The 22,830-nt window shown below is 70.7% G+C and carries 1 protein-coding gene; it reads right to left on the reverse strand.

What is annotated here, in order from left to right; all coding sequences use genetic code 11:
- Positions 1-37: 37 nt before the first annotated feature.
- The gene (locus P2424_RS21765; protein WP_276477432.1) at positions 38-22,216 is read right to left on the reverse strand and encodes a non-ribosomal peptide synthase/polyketide synthase; all 22,179 of its coding nucleotides are present in this window, start codon (positions 22,214-22,216) and stop codon (positions 38-40) included.
- Between the last annotated feature and the right edge of the window lie 614 nt (positions 22,217-22,830).

Consider the following 22,830-nt stretch of genomic DNA (forward strand, 5'->3'; position numbering starts at 1 on the left):
TCGGGTCGGCTCATGGGCGGCCGCTCCGGCGGTCGGGTCACTCGGTGGGGTGGGACGGGGGGAGGGCCGTGGGGTGGGCCGTGGCGGGGGAGCCGATCTGCCGGAGCTTCTCGGCCACGAGTGGACCGATCTCCCGCAGCGGTTCCGGGTTCATCATCTGGGTGTGCCGGTGGTTGAGCTTCTGGAACTCCACGGTGCCGGTGAGGTAGGGGTCCCACGTCCCTGGTTCGAGCTGGTGGTCGTTCTCGCCTCCGGTCGCGGCCAGGATCAGCGTCGGCGCGGAGACGGGCCGGGGCCTGTTGTCCAGGCCCAGGAGGGTGTGGTTCACGGTCAGGTGCATCATGGCGGCGACCTCGGTCTCGCTGAGGCCGGCCAGGGCGGAGTTCTTCGTGGTCAGCAGCTCCACCGTCGTCTCGTGGGTGAGCTGCTCCGCCTCCTCGTCGGTGAGTTCGATGTCGAAGAGGCCCAGCATGGCGCGGTGCACGTCGGCGACCCGCACCTTCGGCATCGACTCCTCGACCTCGCGGCGGCTGACCGGGTTCACCGGGAAGCAGTCCAGCAGCGCCAGCATCGCGACCTGCTCCCCGCGCTCCTCCAGCAGTGCGGCGACGGCGTGAGCGACGACTCCGCCGAACGACCAGCCCAGGAGGTGATACGGCCCCGCGGGCTGGACGCGCCGGATCTGCTCCAGGTAGTCCTCGGCCATCTCCTCGACGGACTTCGCCAGCTCTCCGCCCGTCAGACCGCGGGCCTGCAGCGCGTACACCGGGGTGTCCCGGTCGAGGTACTGGAGCAGACCGGCGTAGGACCAGCCCAGGCCGCTTCCGGGGTGGACGCAGAAGACGGGTCGGCGGCTGCCCTGCGCGCGCAGCGGCAGGAGCACGTCGAGGGCGTTCCCGTCGCCGCCCGTCTCCAGCCGGGCGGCCAGTCCAGCCACGGTGGGCGCGCCGAAGAGGGTGCGCAGCGGCAGTTCCACACCGAGTACGCCGCGGATGCGGCTCATCAGCCGGGCGGCGAGCAGCGAGTGGCCGCCCAGATCGAAGAAGCTGTCGTCGACGCCGACCCGCTCCAGCTCCAGGACGTCCGCGAACAGGCCGCACAGCACCTCCTCGTGCGGGGTGCGCGGTGCCCGGCCGCGGCCGGCCTCGGAGAAGTCGGGTGCGGGCAGGGCGGCGCGGTCGAGCTTGCCGTTGGGTGTCAGCGGGATGTCCTCGAGGGCCACCACGGCGGCGGGGACCATGTAGTCCGGCAGCGCTTCCGCCACGTGGGCCCGGAGCGCGCGCACGTCCGGCTCGGCCGCACCGCTCTCGGGCACGACGTAGCCGACGAGTCGGGCACCGCCGGGGCCGTCCTCGCGGGCGACGACCACGGCCCGCCGCACCGAGGGGTGCGAGCCGAGCACGGCTGCGATCTCGCCCGGCTCGATGCGGAAGCCGCGCACCTTGACCTGTTCGTCGGCGCGGCCCGCGAACTCCAGCAGGCCGTCGGGGCGCCGGCGCGCCAGGTCGCCGGTGCGGTACATCCGCGCACCCGGCTCGAACGGGCTCGGCACGAACCGCTCCGCGGTCAGCCCGGGGCGTCCGAGATAGCCGCGGGCGACCTGGGCTCCGGACATGTACAGCTCACCCGTCGTGCCGGGCGGTACCGGCCGCAGCCCGGCGTCGAGAACGTAGGCGCGCATGTTCCAGAACGGCCGGCCGATCGGCACCGGTCCGGTGGGCTGCTCGGCGCCGGGCTCCAGCTCGAACTGGGCGCAGTTGACGGTCAGCTCGGTCGGGCCATAGGCGTTGATCACGGTGACGGCCGGGTGCCGGTGCCGCCAGGCGGCGACGGCTTCTCCGGTCAGCGCCTCGCCGCCCAGGATCAGCGTGTCGGTGGGCGACCAGTCCGGAGGCAGCTCCGCCAGGAGCGGCAGGTGCGAGGGGGTCGCCTTCACCAGCGTCACCGGGGTGTCGGCCGGCTCCCGTCCGGCCAGTTCGCGGAGGCTGCCGAGGTGGACCCGGCCGCCGCTGACGAGGGTGGTGTAGAGGCCGGTGACCGTCAGGTCGAAGGCGAGGGAGGAGTGCACCAGCGTGGTGCCACGCGCGGCCGGGTAGTGCCGCATCGCCCAGGTGAGGTAGTTCGCCACCGAGTGGTGCTCGACCACCACGCCCTTGGGCCGCCCCGTGGAGCCCGAGGTGTAGATCACGTAGGCGGGGTGCCGAGGCAGCAGCGGAGCCGTGCGGTCGGCGTCCGACAGGTTGTGCGACGGCAGTGCGGCCAGGGCCTCCGCTGTCTCCGGGGAGTCCAGCAGCAGGTGGGTGTGGGCCGTCTCCGGGAGCTGCGGCGCCGCTTCGGTGGTGGTGAGCACGCACAGCGGCGCGGTGTCGTCGAGGGCGTACGCGAGCCGGTCGGCCGGGTGGTCGAGGTCGAGGGGCAGGTAGCCCGCCCCGGACTTCAGTACGGCGAGCATCGCCACCGGCATCGCGGCCGATCCGGGCACGGCGAGGGCGACGAACCGCTCCGGTCCGGCGCCCAGCGCGGCGAGATGGCGGGCGAGCCGGTTGGCCCGTTCGTTCAGCTCCCGGTAGGTGAGGAGTGCGTCGTCGGCCTCCACCGCCACCGCGTCCGGGCTCGCCTCGGCCCGGTCCTGGAGCAGTTGCACGACGGTGGTCGCGGGCGTCTCGAAGTCGGTGTCGTTCCCTTCGAGGAGCGCCTGCTGCCGTTCGGCCGCGGTCAGGACGTCGATCTCGCGGACGGACCGCTCCGGGGCGGCGACGACCGCCTCGGCGACCCGGACCAGGCGGCTGGTGAGCGCCGTCGCGGCGTCGTGGTCGAACAGGTCGGTGGCGTACCGGAGCTGTCCGGTCACTCCGGCCGGCGCGCCGTCGTCGGTGAAGTGCTCACCGAAGGTGAAGTCCAGGTCGAACTTGGCTGCGCCGGTCCCGGCGTCGAGGGGTGTGACGTCGAGGCCGGGCAGCGTCAGGTCGGCGCGGTCGGTGTTGGCCAGCGACATCATGACCTGGAACAGCGGGTGCCGGGACGTCGTGCGGTCCGGGTTGATGATCTCCACGAGCCGTTCGAAGGCCAGGTCCTGGTGGGCGTAGACGGCCAGGTCGGTCTCCCTGACACGGCCGAGCAGTTCGCCGAACGAGGGGTTCCCGGACAGGTCCGTGCGCAGTACCAGGGTGTTGACGAAGAAGCCCACGAGGTCGTCGAGCGCTTCGTCGGTGCGTCCGGCGATCGGGGCGCCCATGACGATGTCGTCACCGGCTCCGAGCTTCGACAGCAGGACGGCCATGGTGGCCTGGAGCGTCATGAAGACACTGGCACCGGAAGCGGAAGCCAGTTCCGCCAGTCCGCGGTGGACGTGGGCGGGCAGTTCGACGGTGACGGTCGCGCCCTGGTGGCTGGGCTGCTCGGGGCGGGGCCGGGTGGTGGGCAGGTTCAGCTCTTCCGGCGCTCCGGCCAGCATCTGCCGCCAGAAGGCCACCTGCCGGGCGATGGCGCTGTCCGGATCGTCCTCGCGGCCCAGGGCCTGCTGCTGCCAGAGGGTGAAGTCGGCGTACTGGACAGGCAGGGCGTCCCACTCGGGCGCGGTGCCGGCGCAGCGTGCGGAGTAGGCGGCGACGAGGTCCTTGGCGAGGGGTGCCAGGGACCAGCCGTCGGCGGCGATGTGATGCATCAGCACCAGCAGCACGCACGTGTCGCTCCCGCCCTCCGGCTCCTCGAAGAGCCAGGCCCGCAGCGGCGGCTCGGTGGCGAGGTCGAAGGCGTGGCAGGCGGCGGCCCCGAGCGCCGCGGGCAGTTCGTCCGCGGCGACCGCGCGGGTCTCCCAGGGGACCGCGGCCTGGTGGGGGGCGAGCACCACCTGGTGCGGCTCGTCGTCGGTCTCGGGGAAGACGGTGCGCAGCGACTCGTGCCGGGCTGCGACGTCGAGCAGCGCGGTGTGCAGTGCTTCCTGGTCCACACGGCCGGTGAGGCGCAGTGCCAGCGGCATGTTGTAGGTGGCGGACGGGCCCTCGAGCTTGTGCAGGAACCACAGCCGGCGCTGTGCGTACGACAGCGGTATGTGGTGCGGCCGCGGCATCGGTACCAGTGCGGCGCGGGCCCGCTCACCGTCGGACAGGTGCTGGCCGAGTCCGGCGACGGTCGGATCGTCGAACACGGTGCCGATGGCGATCTCCACCCCGAACACCGTGCGGATACGGCTGACCAGGCGGGTGGCCAGCAGCGAGTGGCCGCCCAGGTCGAAGAAGCTGTCGTCGATCCCGACCTGTTCCAGACCCAGCACCTCGGCGAACAGTGCGCACAGCGCCGTTTCCTGCGCGGTGCGCGGCGCCCGGCCCTGCTGGAGGGCACGGTAGTCGGGAGCGGGCAGCGCCTTGCAGTCGAGTTTGCCGATCGGGGTGAGCGGCATCCTGTCCAGCACCACGAAGGCGGTGGGGACCATGTATTCCGGCAGCCAGGTGCGCAGGCCGGTGCGGAGTTCCCGGTTCAGTTCGACCGTGCGCCGGTGCGCGGCGGGGCTGTTGGCGTGCGGTGCGGCGGTCCGGGTGGTGTCGCAGCCGCGGTAGGCGGCCACCGGGGTGCCGGTGCCCTCGGGCCTGACGACGGCGTCGAAGCAGTCGTCCCGACCGGAGTTGGCCCAGGTGGTGACGGCTTCCATGCCCAGCGCCGCGGCGAGTCCGTGCACGGCCTCCGGATCCAGGCCGGCCGGGGAGTCCGCGGCCGGGTCGCCGCCTCCCTCCAGGGTCCGCAGTGCGAGGTGGTCGGCGCGCAGCCGGGCGTTGGGGACATCGGCCAGGCGCATCCCGGCCGGGTGCGCGCGCAGGGCGGCCGACAGCCCCCCGGCGTCGGCGCCCACCGCCTCCCAGGTCAGCTCCGGCAGGTGGGTGGCGGTCTGCGGGGCGGACGGGGTCTTGTGGACGACGACGTCGTAGCGGTAGCGGGAGAGTTCGTTGGCGTGCTCGGCGCGCTTGAGGCGGACCTCGACCCCGCCGACGTCCTCGAGGGTCTCAGCGAGCAGCACGAAGAAGTCCGGTGCCAGCAGCAGTTCCTCCTCCTCCCTGATCCGCTGCTCCAGGAGCGCCTGTGCTTCCTGCGGTGCGGAGGCGGCCTCCGGGCGGTGGGAGACGACACCGGCCTGGAGGTGGCGCAGCAACCGCAGGTTGCGGATGTCGCCGAGGAAGAGGGAACCGCCGGGGGCCAGCAGCCGCAGGCTCTCGCGGACGACCCGGGCCAGGTAGTCGGCGTGCGGGAAGTACTGGGCGACGGAGTTGAGGACGACGGTGTCGAAGAAGCCCTCCGGAAGGCCACTGGTGTCGTCGGCGGCCTGAGCGCGCAGTTCGACGCGTTCGGCCAGCTCGGGCCGCTCGGCCGTCCGTGCGCGCAGGCTCTCCACAGCCGCGGCGGAGAAGTCGGTGCCCCAGTAGGCGTCGCAGTGCGGTGCGACCTGGGAGAGGATCAGCCCGTTGCCGACGCCCAGTTCGAGGACGTTGCGGGGGGCGAGCCGGAGGATCTCCGCGACAGCGGCGGAGCGCCACTGGTGCATCTCGGTCAGGGGGATCGGGGAGCCGTCGTAGCTGCTCGTCCAGATCCCGAAGTCCTCCCAGAAGCCGCCGCTGTCTGCCTGGCCGCGGTAGACCGACTCATAGACCTCCCGCCAGGAGGCGACGCGGCGGCCGTCCTCCGCGTGGTCGCTGCGCCGCGCCCACTCCTGGTCGGGGACGATGTAGCCGACGAGCTGCGGGGTGTCGGCGTCCTCCCGCACCAGGACGGTGGCCTCGGCGACACCCGGCTGCCGGGACAGTGCGGCCTCGACCTCGCCCGGTTCGATGCGGAATCCGCGTACCTTGACCTGGTCGTCGGCGCGGCCGACGAATTCGAGTCCGCCTTCGGCACGCCATCGGGCCAGGTCGCCGGTGCGGTACATGCGGGTGCCGGGTGCGCCGTGCGGGTCGGCCACGAAGCGCTCGGCGCTGAGTGCGGGCCGCCCCAGGTAGCCGCGGGCCAGGAACGGGCCCGCCAGGTACAGCTCTCCGGGAACGCCGTCGGGCACCGGGCGGAGCCGGGAGTCGAGGACGTACACCTGGGCGTTGGGCAGCGGCCGTCCGATCATCGGCGGCAGCGGCGGGCCGGTCACCTCACTCGCGGTGATCCAGACGGTGGCCTCGGTCGGCCCGTACAGGTTGACCGCTCCGCCGCCCTGGGCGTGCAGTTGCTCGGCCAGCGACGCGGAGAGCGCCTCGCCGCCGACGAGGAGCCGGACGCCGGTCAGCCCCTCGGGGTCGTGGGTGAGGATCGCGCGGTACACCGAGGGGGTGCCCTGGAAGACGGTGGCGCCGCTGTCCCGGATGAGCCGGTGCAGGGCGATGGGGTCCTTGCCGACCCGGTCGGTGGCGACCTCGACGCTCGCACCGGCCAGCAGCGGGGCGTAGAGCTCCACGGCGGCGATGTCGAAGGTGAGAGTGGTGGCGGCCACCATGCGGTCGCGTGCGGTGAGCCCCAGGCGGGCGCCGACGGAGTCGAGGAACTGGGAGAGGCTCCCGTAGGAGACCAGCACGCCCTTGGGCCGGCCGGTCGAGCCGGAGGTGTAGATGACGTAGGCGGCGTCGGCCGGGTGGACCGGGGAGCGCCGGTCGGCGTCGGTGACGTCGTGTGGTGGGCACTCCGCGAGCTGCTGCTCCACGTCCGGGTCGCCGAGGGTGACGACGAGGTCCGGTCGGGCCGCGGGCAGGTGTTCGCGAATGTCCGCGGTGGTGACCAGTGCGGCGGGCGCGGCGTCCCGGAGGACGTAGGCGAGCCGGTCGGCGGGGTGTGCCGGGTCCATCGGCAGGTAGGTCGCGCCCGCCTTCTGTACGGCAAGCAGCGCCGCGACCATGTCCACGGAGCGGGGCAGCGCCAGTGCGACCACGCTCTCGCGGCCGATGCCGCGGTCGAGGAGCAGCCGGGCGAGCCGGTTGGCGCGGGTGTTCAGGTGGCGGTAGTCGGCCGTCCGGTCTCCGGCGCGTACGGCGAGCGCCCCGGGGGTCAGCGCCGCCTGTCGTTCGAAGCGGGTGTGCGCGAGTGGCGCGGGGGCCGGTGCGGTGGTGGCGTTGCGGTCCACCAGGGTCTCGGACAGCTCCTTCTCGGAGAGCAGTTCGGCGTCGGCGACACGTACCGCCGGGTCGGCCGCCACGGCGCGCAGCAGATTCTCGTAGAGCCGGGCGATCTGTTCTGCCGTGGCACGGTCGAACAGTTCGGTGGCGTATTCCAGGGTTCCGCTCAGTCCGGCGGGCCGCCCCTCCTCGTCCTGCGTCTCGGCGAGGCTGAGGAAGAGGTCGAACTTCGCGTTGTCGCCCTCCAGCGGATAGGGCGCGGCCTCGACGTCGTGCAACCGTTGCGTCGGTGCCGCCACGTTGTGGAGCTGGAACATGACCTGGAAGAGCGCGTTGCTGGCCTGTGACCGGACCGGGTTGAGCGCTTCCACGAGGAATTCGAAGGGCAGGTCCTGGTGGGCGTACGCGCTCAGCGCGGTGTCCCGGGCGCGGTCGAGGACTTCGTCGAAGCGGGGGTTGCCCCTGGTGTCGGTGCGCAGTACGAGCGTGTTGACGAAGAAGCCCACCAGGTCGGTGAGGGCCTCGTCGGTCCGGCCCGCGATCGGAACGCCCACGGGGATGTCGTGGCCGGCGCCGAGCCGGGAGAGCAGGGCGGCGAAGCCGGCCTGCACCACCATGAACAGCGTCGCCCGGGAGTCGGTCGCCACCTGCCGCAGAGCGGCGTGCAGTTCGGCGTCCAGGGTGAAGTCCAGCGTATCGCCCTGATAGCCGGCGACGGCGGGCCGCGGCCGGTCGGTGGGCAGCTCCAGCTGGGCCGGGATGCCGTCGAGGGCTTCCCGCCAGTAGGCGAGTTGCTGTGCGGCCAGGCTGCCGGGCTCGTCCGTCGTGCCCAGGAGCTGCTGCTGCCAGATCGAGTAGTCCGCGTACTGGACGGGCAGCGGCTCCCAGTCGGGCGCCGCGCCTGCCAGGCGGGCCCCGTAGGCGCGGCCGAGGTCGCGCATCAGCGGGGCGCGGGAGGCGCCGTCGCCGATGATGTGGTGCATCAGGACGACGAGTACCGGGCCGGCCGGCTCGACCGGTTCGGCTGCCGCCTCGCCGTCCGGTGCGGTCTCGGTGGCGGGAAGGAACAGCCAGGCCCGCACCGGGGGCGCGCTGTCGAGGCGGAAGCGGTGACCGATCGCCTGCTGCACGGCCCGGTGCAGTGAGGAGGCGGGTACGTGCTCCACGTCGAGGCGGACGGCGGCCTCGGACGGGTCGAGCACGGCCGGGTGGGGCTCCCCGTCCGTCTCCGTGAAGACCGTGCGCAGTGACTCGTGCCGTACCGCCAGGTCGTTCAGCGCGGCGCGCAGCGCGTTCTGGTCGACCGCCGAGGACAGGCGCAGCGCGAGCGGCCAGTTGTACGCGGACGAGGGGCCTTCGAGCCGGTGCAGGAACCACAGCCGACGCTGTGCGAAGGAGAGCGGGATCGTGTCCGGCCGCGGCATGGGGGCCAGCGGGGTGCGGGTGCGCCCGCCGGCGTCGAGGCGGGCACTGAGGCCGGCCACGGTCGGCGACTCGAAGACGGCGGCGATCGGCACCTCGGCGCCCAGGGTCGCCCGGATCCGGCTGATCAGCCGGGTGGCGAGCAGTGAGTGGCCACCCAGGTCGAAGAAGCTGTCGTCGACGGTCACCCGCTCCACGCCGAGAACCTGCGCGAACAGGCCGCACAGCAGCTCCTCTTCGGGGGTTCGGGGAGCGCGTCCGTCGCTGAGTGCGGTGAATTCCGGGGCGGGCAGGGCCTGCCGGTCCAGCTTGCCGTTGGGTGTCAGCGGCAGTTCGTCCAGGACGACGACCGAGGCCGGAACCATGAACTCCGGCAGCCGGTCGGCGACATGTGCGCGTAGCGCGGCGATGTCGGGAGAGGAGTGCCCGGCGGCCGTTACGACGTAGCCGACGAGGCGGGTGTCGTCCCGCTCGGTCCCGTGGGCCACGACGGCGGCCTGCCCCACCTCGGGGTGGTCGAGCAGGGCGGCGGCCACCTCACCCGGTTCGATGCGGAACCCGCGCACCTTGACCTGCTCGTCGGCGCGGCCGGAGTACTCGAGCTGGCCATCTGCGCGCCATCTTGCCAGGTCGCCGGTCCGGTACATGCGCGCGCCGGGCTCGAAGGGGCAGGCGACGAAACGTTCGGCCGTCAGGCCGGTGCGGCCCAGATAGCCGCGGGCCAGCTGGGCCCCGGAGATGTACAGCTCGCCGACGGCGCCGGCCGGCAGCGGGTTGAGGCGCGCGTCGAGCACGTAGGCCCGCATGTTCCAGAAGGGGCGCCCGATGGGGACGGCTCCCGCGGCCGGCTTGTCCTTCGGGCCGATACGGAACTCGGTGCAGTTGACGGTGGTCTCGGTCGGCCCGTACGCGTTGACGACGGTGACCCTGCGGTGCGCGGCGCGCCACTCGGCCAGGGCCTCGGCGGTCAGCGCCTCACCGCCGAGGATCAGCATCTCGCCGGGCGACCGGTGCTCGGGCAGTTCGCTCAGCATCGGCAGATGCGAGGGCGTGGTCTTGGCCAGCGCCACCGGCACGCCGCCGCTCCCGGTCGGCACGTCTTCCAGGGCCGACAGGTAGACGCGTCCGCCGACCACGAGAGTCGTGTAGAGGCCGGTGACGGTGAGGTCGAAGGCGATCGAGGTGGGCACCAGCGTGGCGCCACGGGCCGCCGGATAGTGGTGCGTGGTCCAGTTGAGGTAGTTGGCGACGGCGCGGTGCTCGACGATCACGCCCTTGGGCCGGCCGGTCGAGCCCGAGGTGTAGATGACGTACGCCGGGTGCTCCATCTCGACGTCGACCTCGGGATCGGTGTCCGGCTCCCCGGACAGATCGCGGGCGAGCGCTTCCCCGTCGAGCACGAGGGCGGGCGCCGCGTCGCGGAGGATGAGCTCACGCCGCTCGCGCGGGTACTCGGGGTCGACCGGAACGTAGGCGCCACCGGACTTGAGCACGGCCAGGACGGCGACCACCATCTCCACCGACCGCGGCAGCTCCACCGCGACCAGCTTCTCCGGCCCCACACCCTGGCCGATCAGCCAGTGCGCCAGCCGGTTGGCCCGCGCGTTCAGCTCCCCGTAGGAGAGCGACTGCTCACCGCAGACCAGTGCCACGGCGTCGGGGCTGCGCCGCACCTGCGTCTCGAACAGTTCGAAGAGCGTCGCCTGCGGCACCTCGACGGCCGTGTCGTTCCAGGTGGTCAGCAGTTGCCCCCGCTCCTCCTCGGCCAGCAGCTCCACCTGGCCGACGGTCAGCGACGGGTCGGCCGCCACCTGCTCCAGGAGCCGCCTCCACCGGTCCAGGACGCTGCGCACGGTGGAGCGGTCGAAGAGGTCGGTTGCGTACTTCACCGCGCCCACGATTCCCGCGGGCGCGCCGGATCCGGTGTGCCGCTCCAGCACGTTCACCGACAGGTCGACCTTGGCGGTCTCGATGTCGACCGGCTCCCCGGCGACGTCCAGACCGGGCAGCTCGAACGCTCCGGTGGGGTTGTCCTGCATCACCAGCATGACCTGGAAGAGCGGGTGGTGCGCGGACGAGCGCCGCGGGTTGAGCAGCTCCACCAGGTGGTCGAAGGGGACGTCCTGATGCGCGTACGCGGCCAGGTTCGTCTCACGTACCCGCTCCACCAGCTCCCGGAAACTCGGATCGCCCGAGGTGTCCGTACGCAGCACGAGCGTGTTCACGAAGAAGCCGACGAGGTCGTCGAGCGCGGTGTCCATCCGTCCGGCGATCGGCGACCCCAGCGGGACGTCCGGGCCCGCGCCCAGCCGGGTGAGCAGCGCCGCCAGCGCCGCCTGCACGACCATGGGCACCGTCGCGCCCGTCTCGCGGGCGAGGTCCGCCAGCCGCTGGTGCACCTCCGCGCTCGTCGCGAAGTCGACGGACGCGCCCTCGAAGGAGGCGGCCGAGGTCCGGGAGCGGTCGGCGGGCAGGGCGATCCGCTCGGGAAGTCCCGCCAGCCGTCCGCGCCAGTAGTCCACCTGCTGCGAGTACAGGCTCCCGGGGTCGTCCTCGGCTCCCAGCAGCTCCCGCTGCCACAGCGTGTAGTCGACGTACTGCACGGGGAGCGGTTCCCACTCCGGCGCCCGGCCCCGGCAGCGCTCGGTGTAGGCCGTCACCACGTCGCGGGCGAGCGGGCCCATGGACCAGCCGTCACCGGCGATGTGGTGCAGCAGCAACAGCAGCACCCAGTTGTCGGGGCCGATCTCGAAGAGCGCGGCCCGGAACGGCACCTCGCCGGTCAGGTCGAACGCATGGCGGGCTGCCTCGTCCAGCACCGTCGGCAGCTCCGCCTCGGTCACCTGCCGGTGCTCCCAGCCGAACGCGGCGTCGGCCGCGTCCAGGACCCGCTGCTGGGGCTCGCCGTCGGTCTCGGGGAAGACGGTACGCAGCGACTCGTGCCGGCCGACCGCGTCCCGCAGGGCCGCCCGCATCGCCGCCGGATCCACGGTGCCCCGCAGCCGGAGCGGCAACGGCATGTTGTAGGTGGCGGACGGGCCCTCCAGCTTGTGCTGGAACCACAGGCGGCGCTGCGCGAAGGACAGGGGCACGCTCTCGGGGCGTTCACCTGCCCGATGCAGGGCGGGGCGGACTGCCTCACCGTCGAGCCGGCCGACGATGTGCTCCGCGAGCTGGGCAACGGTGGGGGCACCGAACAGAACACGCAGCGGCACTTCGACGTTCAGCGCCTGACGTATCCGGCTGACCAGCCGTGTCGCGAGCAGCGAGTGCCCGCCCAGATCGAAGAAGCTGGTGTCGATCCCGACCCGCTCCAGTCCCAGAAGCTCGGCGAACAGCGCGCAGAGCAGCTCCTCCCGCGCGGTACGCGGCGCCCGACCGGCGCCCCCGCCGGCGGCGAACTCCGGATCGGGAAGCGCCTGCCGGTCGATCTTCCCGCTGGGCAGCAGCGGCACCTCGGCCAAGGGCACGAGCGCGGCAGGCACCATGTGCTCGGGGACCTGCAGACGCAGGTCGGCGCGCACCCGGTCGGGAGCGAAGCCTTCGGCGGTGTCACGGTCCGGCACGACATAGCCGACGAGGACGAGACCACCGTGTCCGTCCTCCCGCGGAACCACCACCGCACGGGACACCGCAGGATGCCCGGCCAGCACATGCCGGACCTCCTCGGGCTCCACCCGGAAGCCGCGGATCTGGATTTGGTCGTCGCCGCGGCCCAGGTAGTCGAGCTGGCCGTCCTTTCGCCAGCGCACCACGTCTCCCGTGCGGTACATGCGGGATCCGGCCGGGGCGAACGGGTCGGCCACGAACCGACCAGCAGTCAGCTCAGGACGCCCCAGATACCCGCGCGTGACCCCCGACCCTGCCACATACAGCTCACCGATCGCTCCTGGCGCTACCGGCCCCAGCCGAGCATCCAGTACATACGCACGAACCCCCTGGTTCGGATATCCGATCGGCGCCTCCGGCCCGCTGAGCGGACTGCTGATCGTCGCGGCCACCGTCGTCTCCGTCGGCCCGTAGAGGTTGACCATGCGACGCCCCGGCGCCCACCGTTCCGCCAGCTCCGGCGGACACGCCTCGGCGCCCACGATCAGTGAACGGAACTCCTTCAGGTTCGATTCCGCTCCCTGCGGAAGCGTCGCGAGCACCGACGGCGGAATGAATGCATGCGTGATGCGCTGGTCCTCCAGCCGGCGTGCCAGCTCCTCCCCGGCCAGCCGCACCACACCTGGAACCACCAGCGTGCCGCCACAGGTCAGTGCGAGCATCATCTCCAGCACCGAGGCGTCGAACGCCATGGGGGCCAGCTGCAGTACCCGGCTGCCGGCATCCGCCGCGGTCCGCTCCCGCAACGTTGCGCCCAGTGCCGCCAGTCCCGTGTGGGTCACCGCCGTGCCCTTCGGCATGCCGGTGGACCCGGAGGTATAGATCACGTACGCGAGCTGCCGCACGTGCGAGGGCACCACCCGGTCCGCGTCCACCGGGTCCCTGTCCGGCTGCGCGGCGAGCAGTTCCTCGACATCCGGAGAGTCGAGACAAGCGACCTCGCGCACGCCCTGGCCCGGTACCCTGTCGACGAGTTCGAGGTCGGTCAGCAGCAGGCTCGGGTTGGAGTCGCCCAGTATGTGGGCGATGCGCTCGGCCGGGTACTCGGGGTCGACCGGCACGTACGCCGCCCCTGCTTTCAGGATCCCCCACACCACCGCCAGCAGCGAGGCCGACCGCGGCAACAGCACGCCCACCAGCTGTTCCGGGCCCACACCCTGACCGATCAGCCAATGGGCGATCCGATTGGCCCTCGCGTTCAGCAGGCGGTACGTCCACACCGCTCCGTCGGCGTCCTCGACCGCAGCCGCCGTCGGCGACGCCACGACCCGCTCCTCCAGCAACTGCGGCAACGAAGCCGTCGCCGGGCCGGGGCCGCCGCCGACCGGCCACTCACCCAGGACCAGCTCCCGCTCGCCTTCGGACAGCAGCTCCACCGCGCCGATTCGGCACTCCGGCCGGGCAACCACCGCGCGCAACAAACGCACCCACCGCGCGGCGAAGGCCTCCACGGTCCTGCGGTCGAACAGCTCCACCGAGTACTGGACGGCCATGGCGATGCCGCCAGGAGCACCGCCGAGGCTGTGGCGCTCCATCACGTTCAGTTCGAGGTCGGTCTTGACGATACTCAGGTCGACCCCGCCCGTCTCGACGTGGAGGCCGGGGAGTTCGAAGGAGCCCTCCTGGGCGTTCTGGAGTCCGAGGATGACCTGGAAGAGCGGGTGGTGTGAGGTCGAACGGTTCGGATTCAGCAGCTCCACCAGATGCTCGAAGGGCACGTCCTGGTGCGCGTACGCCGCCAGACTCGACTCCCGCACCCGGCCCAGCAGCTCCTCGAAACTCGGGTCACCCGACGTGTCCGTCCGCAGCACCAGCGTGTTCACGAAGAAACCGACCAGATCATCCAGCGCATCATCCATACGCCCCGCGATCGGCGACCCCAGCGGAATGTCCTCCCCCGCACCCAACCGCGTCAGCAACGCCGCAAGACCCGCCTGCAACACCATGAACACCGTCGTGTCCGACCGCCGCGCCAACCCGACCAGACCCCGATGCAACCCCGCATCCAACTCGAAGGCGAGAGAGGCTCCCTCGTGCGAAGCGACGGCCGGGCGCGGTCGGTCGGCCGGGAACGTCACCTGCTCGGGAAGGTCTGCCAACTGGTGCCGCCAGTAGGAGACCTGCTGCGCGTACACGCTGTCCGCATCGTCCTCACTGCCCAGCAGCTCGCGCTGCCACAGCGCGTAGTCCGCATACTGCACCGGCAGCTCCGACCACCGCGGCACACCACCCTGGGAACGCGCCGTGTACGCCGCCACCACATCCCGCGCCAACGGACCCATCGACCACCCGTCACCCGCGATGTGATGCATCAGCAGGAGCAGGACACACTCCTCCTGTCCCACCTCGAACAGCCACGCACGCACCGGCATCTCGGTGGCGAGGTCGAACGGGTACCGGGCCTTCTCGGCCAGGACGTCCGGCAGCTCCTCCTCCGTCACCCGCCGGTGGTCCCAGCCGAACGCGACGTCGGCAGGGTCGAGCACAACCTGGTGGGGCTCGCCGTCCAGCTCGCGGAAGACCGTACGCAGCGATTCGTGCCGAGTGGCGACATCGCGGAGTGCCGTGTGCAGCGCTTCCGCGTCGACGCCGCCTCCCAGCCGCAGGACGAGGGGCATGTTGTAGGTGGCGGACGGGCCCTCCAGCTTGTGCAGGAACCACAGACGACGCTGAGCGAACGACAGCGGCACCGCCTCGGGCCGGGGAGCGGGCACCAGCGGGATGCGCGTCTGGCCCTCGAGTGCGGCCACGCGGCCGGCGAGACCGGCCACGGTGGGTGCGCCGAACACGTCCCTGATCGGCAACTCCACACCGAGCACACTGCGAATACGGCTGACCAGGCGCGTGGCCAGCAGCGAATGTCCGCCCAGCTCGAAGAAGCGGTCGTCGATCCCGACCCGCTCCAGACCCAGCACCTCGGCGAACAGCCCGCACAGCACCTCCTCCTGCGGAGTCCGTGCCGTGCGCCCACCCGCGCTCACCGCGTACTCGGGTGCGGGCAGCGCCTTGCGGTCCAGCTTTCCGTTCGGCGTCAACGGCAACCGGTCCAGCACCATCACCGCCGACGGCACCATGTACTCCGGCAACCTGTCGGCCAGCCGAGCGACGAGCGTCGTCGGCTCGAGGGCGACGGCAGCCCCTTCGGACTTCTCCGGCACCACGTACGCGGCGAGTCGCTGGTCACCGGGCACGTCCTCACGCGCCACCACCGCCGCCTGCCGCACACCGGCGCAGCCGGCCAGCACCGACTCGATCTCCCCCGGCTCGATCCGGAAGCCTCGCAGCTTCACCTGCTCATCCGCACGCCCCACGAACTCCAGATGGCCATCCGCACGCCACCGCGCCAGGTCGCCGGTGCGGTACATCCGCGCGCCCGGCTCGAACGGCGACGCCACGAACCGTTCCGCCGTCAGGCCCGCGCGGTCCAGATAGCCGCGAGCAAGCCCGGAACCCGACACATACAGCTCGCCCGGCACGCCCGCGGGAACCGGTCGCAGGCCCGCGTCGAGCACGAACACGCGGGTGTCGGCCACCGGCCGTCCGATCGGGACGACGCCGCCGGAGGACGGCTCACTGTCGGTCACGGTGTGGGTGGAGACGCAGACCGTGGCCTCTGTCGGACCGTACGCGTTGAGCAGGCGGCGTCCCGCGGACCAGCGGGCCGCCAGCTCCGGCGGACACACCTCTCCCCCGGCCACCACGGTCTCGAGGCGGGGAAGGGCCGACTCGACGCCGTCGAAGGTGAGCGCGCGCAGCACCGAGACCGGGAGCTGCACATGGGTGACCTCCGCATCGGCCAGCAGCCGCAGGAGTGCCTCGCTCGACAGCTGTCCCGGTTCGGGAAGGACGAGCGCGGCACCTCCGGCGAACGCCGTGCACAGGTCACCGAAAGCCACGTCGAAGCTGGCCGAGGCGAACTGCAGCATCCGGCTCTCGGGAGACACACCCAGCCGCTGCACCTGGGTACGCGACAACGCGGCGACACCCGTGTGTGTGACGACCACGCCCTTCGGGGTGCCGGTGGAGCCCGACGTGTAGATGACGTACGCGGGGTGGTGGGGAGCGGCGCTGCGGGGCGGGTCGGTCTCCGCCCGACCGGACACATCCTGAGCCATGACGTCCGAACCCAGGACCAGCACCGGCCGGGCGTCCTCCAGCATCAGGTCCCGCCGGTCCCGCGGGTAGTCGGGGTCCAGCGGCAGGTAGGCACCGCCGGCCTTCGACACCGCCAGGACGGCGACGACCATCTCCACCGACCGCGGCAACTCCACCGCCACCAGCTTCTCCGGCCCCACACCGCGAGCGATCAACCAGTGCGCCAGCCGGTTCGCCCGCGCGTTCAGCTCCCCGTAGCCGACTCGCGTGCCGGCGAACACCACCGCGGTGGCCTCGGGAGCGCGGCGGGCCCGGGCCTCGAACAGCCCGGCCAACGTATCGGCTGGGACCTCGACCGACGCCCCGTTCCCTTCGGCGGACGTGTCGTTCCACTCGGAGAGAATCCGGTCCCGCTCCGATCCGGTCAGCAGCTCGGCCCGACCGATCGGGGCCGAGGGGTCCGCCACCAGCTGCTCCAGCAACCGCACCCACCGCCTGGCGAATCCCTCGACCGTGGAGCGGTCATACAGTGCCTGGGCGAACTCTGCGAGTGCCTCGACGCCGGTCGGCTCACCCGCGTCGTCGTACCGCTCGATGACGTTGACCGCCAGGTCGGACCTGGCCACACCCAGATCGACGCCCTCGGCCGCGACGTGGAGGCCGGGGAGTTCGAAGGAACCCTCCTGAGCGTTCTGGAGGCCGAGGATGACCTGGAAGAGCGGGTGGTGGGAGGTCGAACGATTCGGATTGAGCAACTCCACCAGATGCTCGAAGGGAACGTCCTGGTGCGCGTACGCCGCCAGACTCGACTCCCGCACCCGCCCCAGCAACTCCTCGAAACTCGGGTCACCCGACGTGTCCGTCCGCAACACCAGCGTGTTCACGAAGAAACCCACCAGATCATCCAGCGCATCATCCATACGCCCCGCGATCGGCGACCCCAGCGGAATGTCCTCCCCCGCACCCAACCGCGTCAGCAACGCCGCAAGACCCGCCTGCAACACCATGAACACCGTCGTGTCCGACCGCCGCGCCAACGCGACCAGACCCCGATGCAACTCCGCATCCAACTGGAACTGAAGGTGCGCGCCCTCGTAGGAGACCACGGCGGGGCGCGGCCGGTCCGTCGGGAACGTCACCTGCTGCGGCAGATCCGCAAGCCGGTCACGCCAGAAGCCGACCTGCTCGGCGTAGAGGCTGTCCGGATCGTTCTCGTCGCCCAGCAGCTCACGCTGCCACAGCGTGTAGTCCGCATACTGCACCGGCAGCTCCGACCACTGCGGCACACCGCCCTGCGCACGCGCCGTGTACGCCGCCACCACATCCCGCGCCAACGGACCCATCGACCACCCGTCACCCGCGATGTGATGCACGAGGAGCAGCAGGACGCACTCCTCCTGTCCCACCTCGAACAGCCACGCACGCACCGGTATCTCGGAAGCGAGGTCGAAGGCGTGGCGAGCGGCACTCCCCAACGCCTCAGGTAGTTCCTCCTCCGTCACCGGGCGACGCTGCCACTCCAACTCGGCGCTCGCCGCGTCGAGCACCACCTGGCAGGGCTCGTCCTCCACCTTGGAATAGACGGTTCGCAACGACTCGTGCCGGACGACCAGGTCCTGCAGCGCGGTGTGCAGCGCTTCCGCGTCGACGCTGCCCTGCAGCCGCAGGACAAGAGGCATGTTGTAGGTGGCGGACGGGCCCTCCAGCTTGTGCAGGAACCACAGGCGACGCTGCGCGAACGAGAGCGGCACCGCCTCAGGTCGAGGCATGGGCGCCAGTGCGGTACGCGCCTGCCCCTCTGCCGCGGTCAACCGGCCGACGAGACCGGCCACAGTAGGCGCACCGAACACATCCCTGATCGGCACCTCCACCCCGAGGGTGCTGCGGATCCGGCTGACCAGACGGGTGGCGAGGAGGGAGTGTCCGCCCAGGTCGAAGAAGCTGTCGTCGATCCCGACTCGCTCCAGCCCCAGCACCTCGGCGAACAGCCCGCACAGCGTCTCCTCCTGCGGAGTCCGGGCCTTGCGCCCACCCACGCTCGCCGCATACTCCGGCACCGGCAGCGCCTTGCGGTCCAGCTTCCCGTTCGGCGTGAGCGGCAACCGGTCCAGCACCATCACCGCCGACGGCACCATGTACTCCGGCAACCCCTCCACCAGCCGCTCACGCGCCGCCTTCACCACAGCCCCGATGCCACGCGCAGCCACCGGACTGTTCACCCACGGACCACCCGAACCGGCCGGAACATACACACCGGACATGGGGCGCTCGTCCTCGTCTCCGGGCAGCACCACCGCATCGAACAAAGCCACCGAACGGGACGACCACGTCACCACCACCCGCAACCCCAACTCAGCACCCCGCACCACCAACTCCTCCGGATCCACCCCGGAACCCAGATCACCGGCATCCAGGCCATCCAGCCGACGTTCCGCGGCCACCTCACCGACCAGCCGCGCATTCGGAATCCCGGAAACCCGAACCGGGCCATCCACATCCGCCAGATCGAACTCCGCCGACCACGCACGGCTGGGAACCCCGGAAACATCCCGGACCTTCGACGGCGCCTTGTGCAGCACCACCTCATACCGGTGCCGCGTCAACTCGTTGTGACAGCCACCCCGCTTGAGCCGCACATCCACAGCCCCCACACGCGCATCACCCCCGGCCAGCCCGGTGAAGAACTCCGGAGCCACCACCAACTCCTTCTCCAACAACACCGCACGATCCACCACCGCACGCGCCTGCACACCACGATCCCCATGCACCGCCGCATGCAACACCCGCAACGAACCCGCATGCCGCACATCCCCCACCACCACACGCCCACCCGGCACCAACAACCCCAGCGCACAATCCAGCACCCGGGACAGATACTCCCCATCCGGGAAATACTGCACCACCGAATTGAGAACCACCGTGTCGAAATACCCCGACGGAAGATCCCCCGCCGCATCCGCCGGCTGACACCGCAACCACACCCGATCCGACAGCCCCGCCTCAGAAACCTGACCACGAAGCCGCTCGATCACCGCACCCGACAGATCCGTACCCCAATACTCCTCAACCCCCGAAGCCAAATGCCCCATCAACAGACCGGACCCCACCCCGATCTCCAGAACCCGACCACCACCGAACCCACGCACCCGCTCGACAACCGCATCCCGCCACTCCCGCATCTCACCCAACGGAATCGGCTCACCCGAATACGAACTATCCCAGCCGGCGAAATCCTCACCAAAACCACCCGACCCCACACCCGAATACACCGAGTCATAGGTCTCCCGCCATTCCTCCACCTGGGCCGCTGCCTCATTGTTGGCGCCGATCGAGGCCGCGGCAGCCAGATCCGGCACCATGTACGCAGCAATCCGCTGATCGCCCGGCTCGTCCTCCCGTACGAGTACTGCTGCCTGACGTACTCCCTCACAGTCGGCCAATCGGGATTCGATCTCTCCGGGCTCGATCCGGAAGCCGCGCAGCTTCACCTGCTCGTCCGCGCGGCCCGCGAACTCCAGCTGGCCATCCACGCGCCAGCGCACCAGGTCACCCGTCCGATACATCCGCGCACCCGGCTCGAACGGCGACGCGACAAACCGCTCCGCCGACAACCCCGCACGCCCCAGATAACCCCGCGCCAACCCCGCACCCGACACATACAACTCACCCACCACACCGGCAGGAACCGGCCGCAACACCTCATCCAGCACATACACCTGTGTATTCACCACAGGACGACCGATCGGCGCCACCACCCCACCCGACAACCCACCACTCATCGACACACACACCGTCGACTCCGTCGGCCCGTACGCATTCACCACACGACGGCCATCAACCGACCACCGCGCAACCAACTCCGGCGGCGCCGCCTCACCCGCCAACACCACCGACTCCAACAACGGCAATGCGGACTCCGCACCCACCGGCACCGCGCCCAACACCGACGGCGGCAACGTCACATGCGTAACCCGGCCCCGAGACAGCACCTTCAACAAGTCGTCGCCGACGACTCGACCACCCTCCGGCACCACCAACACGGCACCGGACCCGAAAGCCATCACCAGCTCCCAGAACGCCGCATCAAAACCCGGCGACGCAAACTGCAACACCCGACTCGACGAACTGACCCCCAAACCCTCCACCTGAGCACGGGACAGACTCACCGCACCCCGATGAGAAACCACAACCCCCTTGGGCCGACCCGTCGAGCCAGAGGTGTAAATCACGTAGGCGGGATGCGCGGCCTGCACCACCACACCGGGATCGGTCTCCGGGAAGCCCGACAGATCCTGCGCCAACTCCTGCGGTCCCAGCACCAGCAGCGGATCCGCGTCCTCGACCATGAACGCACGCCGCTCGACCGGATACTCCGGATCCACCGGCACATACGCACCACCCGCCTTCACCACCGCAAGCACAGCCACCACCATCTCCACCGACCGCGGCAACTCCACCCCCACCAACACCTCGGGCCCCACACCCTGACCCACCAGCCAATGCGCCAACCGATTCGCCCGCGCATTCACCTCCCGGTAGGAGAAACTCTGCTGTCCATGGACCAGAGCCGTCGCCTCCCCGTCCCGCCGCACCTGCTCCTCGAACAACCCCGCAAGCGAGACCTCCGGCAACACCACCGCCGTGTCATTCCACCCGGCAAGCCGCTCCCGCTCCTCACCCGAGAGCAACTCCACCCCACCCACAGACACCGACGGATCCGCCACCACCTGCTCCAACAACCGCACCCACCGCGCCAACAACCCCTCAACCGAACCCCGATCGAACAACTCCGTCGCGAACTCGACGACGGTCTCGATGCCGGCCGGGCCATGGACGCGGTCATGGCGTTCGGTGAGGGAGACGAGCATGTCGAAGCGGGACGTCCCGGAACCGATCACCTCGGCCTGCACCTGGAGTCCGGGAAGTTCGAATTCCTCCGTCGGTGCGTTCTGGAGGACAAGCGCGACCTGGAAGAGCGGGTGGTGGGAGGTGGACCGGTTCGGGTTCAGCAACTCCACCAGGCGCTCGAACGGCACATCCTGGTGCTCGTACGCCGCCAGGCTCGCTCGCCGGACACGCGCGAGCAAGTCCTCGAAGGCGGGGTCGTCGGAGGTGTCCGCGCGAAGGACGAACATGTTGACGAAGAAGCCGATGAGGTCGTCGAGGGCTTCGTCCGTACGGCCGGCCACACCACTGCCCAACGCGATGTCGGTCCCCGCACCCAACCGCGTCAGCAGCGCCGCCATACCGGCCTGCAACACCATGAACACCGTCGTGTTCGACCGCCGCGCCAACTCCACCAGACCCCGATGCAACTCGGCATCCAGCTCGAACATCAGCTGGGCGCCTTCGTAGCCGGCCGTGGTCGGCCGGGGCCGGTCGGTGGGAAAGGTCACCTGCTCCGGCAGGTCCGCCAGCTCCGCACGCCAGTAGGCCACCTGCTCGGAGAAAACGCTCTCCGGGTCGGCTTCGTCGCCCAGGAGCTCGCGCTGCCAGAGCGTGTAGTCGACGTATTGGACGGGAAGTTCGGGCCACTCCGGATCGCGCTGCTCGACACGGGCGGTGTACGCCTCCACCACGTCACGCGTCAGCGGAGCCATCGACCAGCCGTCACCCGCGATGTGATGCATGAGCAGCATCAGGACGCACTCGTCGGGTCGGAGCCGGAACAGCCATGCACGCAGAGGGACGTCCGAAGAGAGGTCGAAGGTGTGGCGGGCAGCCGAGTCCAGCGCATGCGGCAGTTCGTCCTCGGAGAGCGACCTGCTCTCCCAGCCGAGGTCGAACGCATCCGGGGAAAGGACGAGCTGCTGTGGTTCGCCGTCGACCTCCGGAAACACCGTCCGCAGGGACTCGTGCCGCTCCATCACGTCCCGCAGTGCCGCACGAAGCGCCTCCGCGTCGACATCGCCTTTGAGCCGGAGCGTCAGCGGCATGTTGTACGTGGCCGACGGTCCCTCCAGCTTGTGCAGGAACCACAGGCGACGCTGAGCGAAGGACAACGGGATCACGAGCTGATTCCTTCTGGGTCGTCGGACAAAGCCCTTGGGCACGCCCCGTGGCACCCGTGGCTCATCGGGTGGATGGGCCCGTGTGGCAAGAGGACAGCGGAGTAGCTGTCAGCAGGCGTGAAAAAGTCAGGTTGAGAGGAGGAAAAGGGAAGACGGCACAGGAATGCCGACAGGAACGACGTAGGCCGAAGCCGCGTCAGAGCTGTTCGGCAGATCTCGCGGTGCGGGTGCCGGAATTATCGCGTGTCGGCCCTACCGCGTGCGCACACGTCGGACCCCGCCGCAATTGCCCATCTCGAGGTCGCGCACTCCTGGCGCACCACACCAGCGTCGTCGGTCGTCTTCGGACCCCAACACAAAGCCCCCCGTAGCGCCTTGTCGTTTGGTCGGGCGTAACTCCGCCCGGGCGGCGTCACATTAGCCGCGTACCCCCGGAGTGAAACACACTCGCCCCACGACGTGTCAAGGTCGAATCCGACGCCCCTGGAGGGCAGCCGATGTCGCCAAAGACGCGTGTGCGCAGGCGAGTTGAGCGTTCAACCTGGTTCCGGCCCAGACCCCCGGAGCGCCGCCGGGAAGGACCGGCCCCGGGGCGGTGCGAGGCTCCGACACCT

Source organism: Streptomyces sp. WMMB303 (genome assembly GCF_029351045.1).
Lineage (GTDB): Bacteria > Actinomycetota > Actinomycetes > Streptomycetales > Streptomycetaceae > Streptomyces.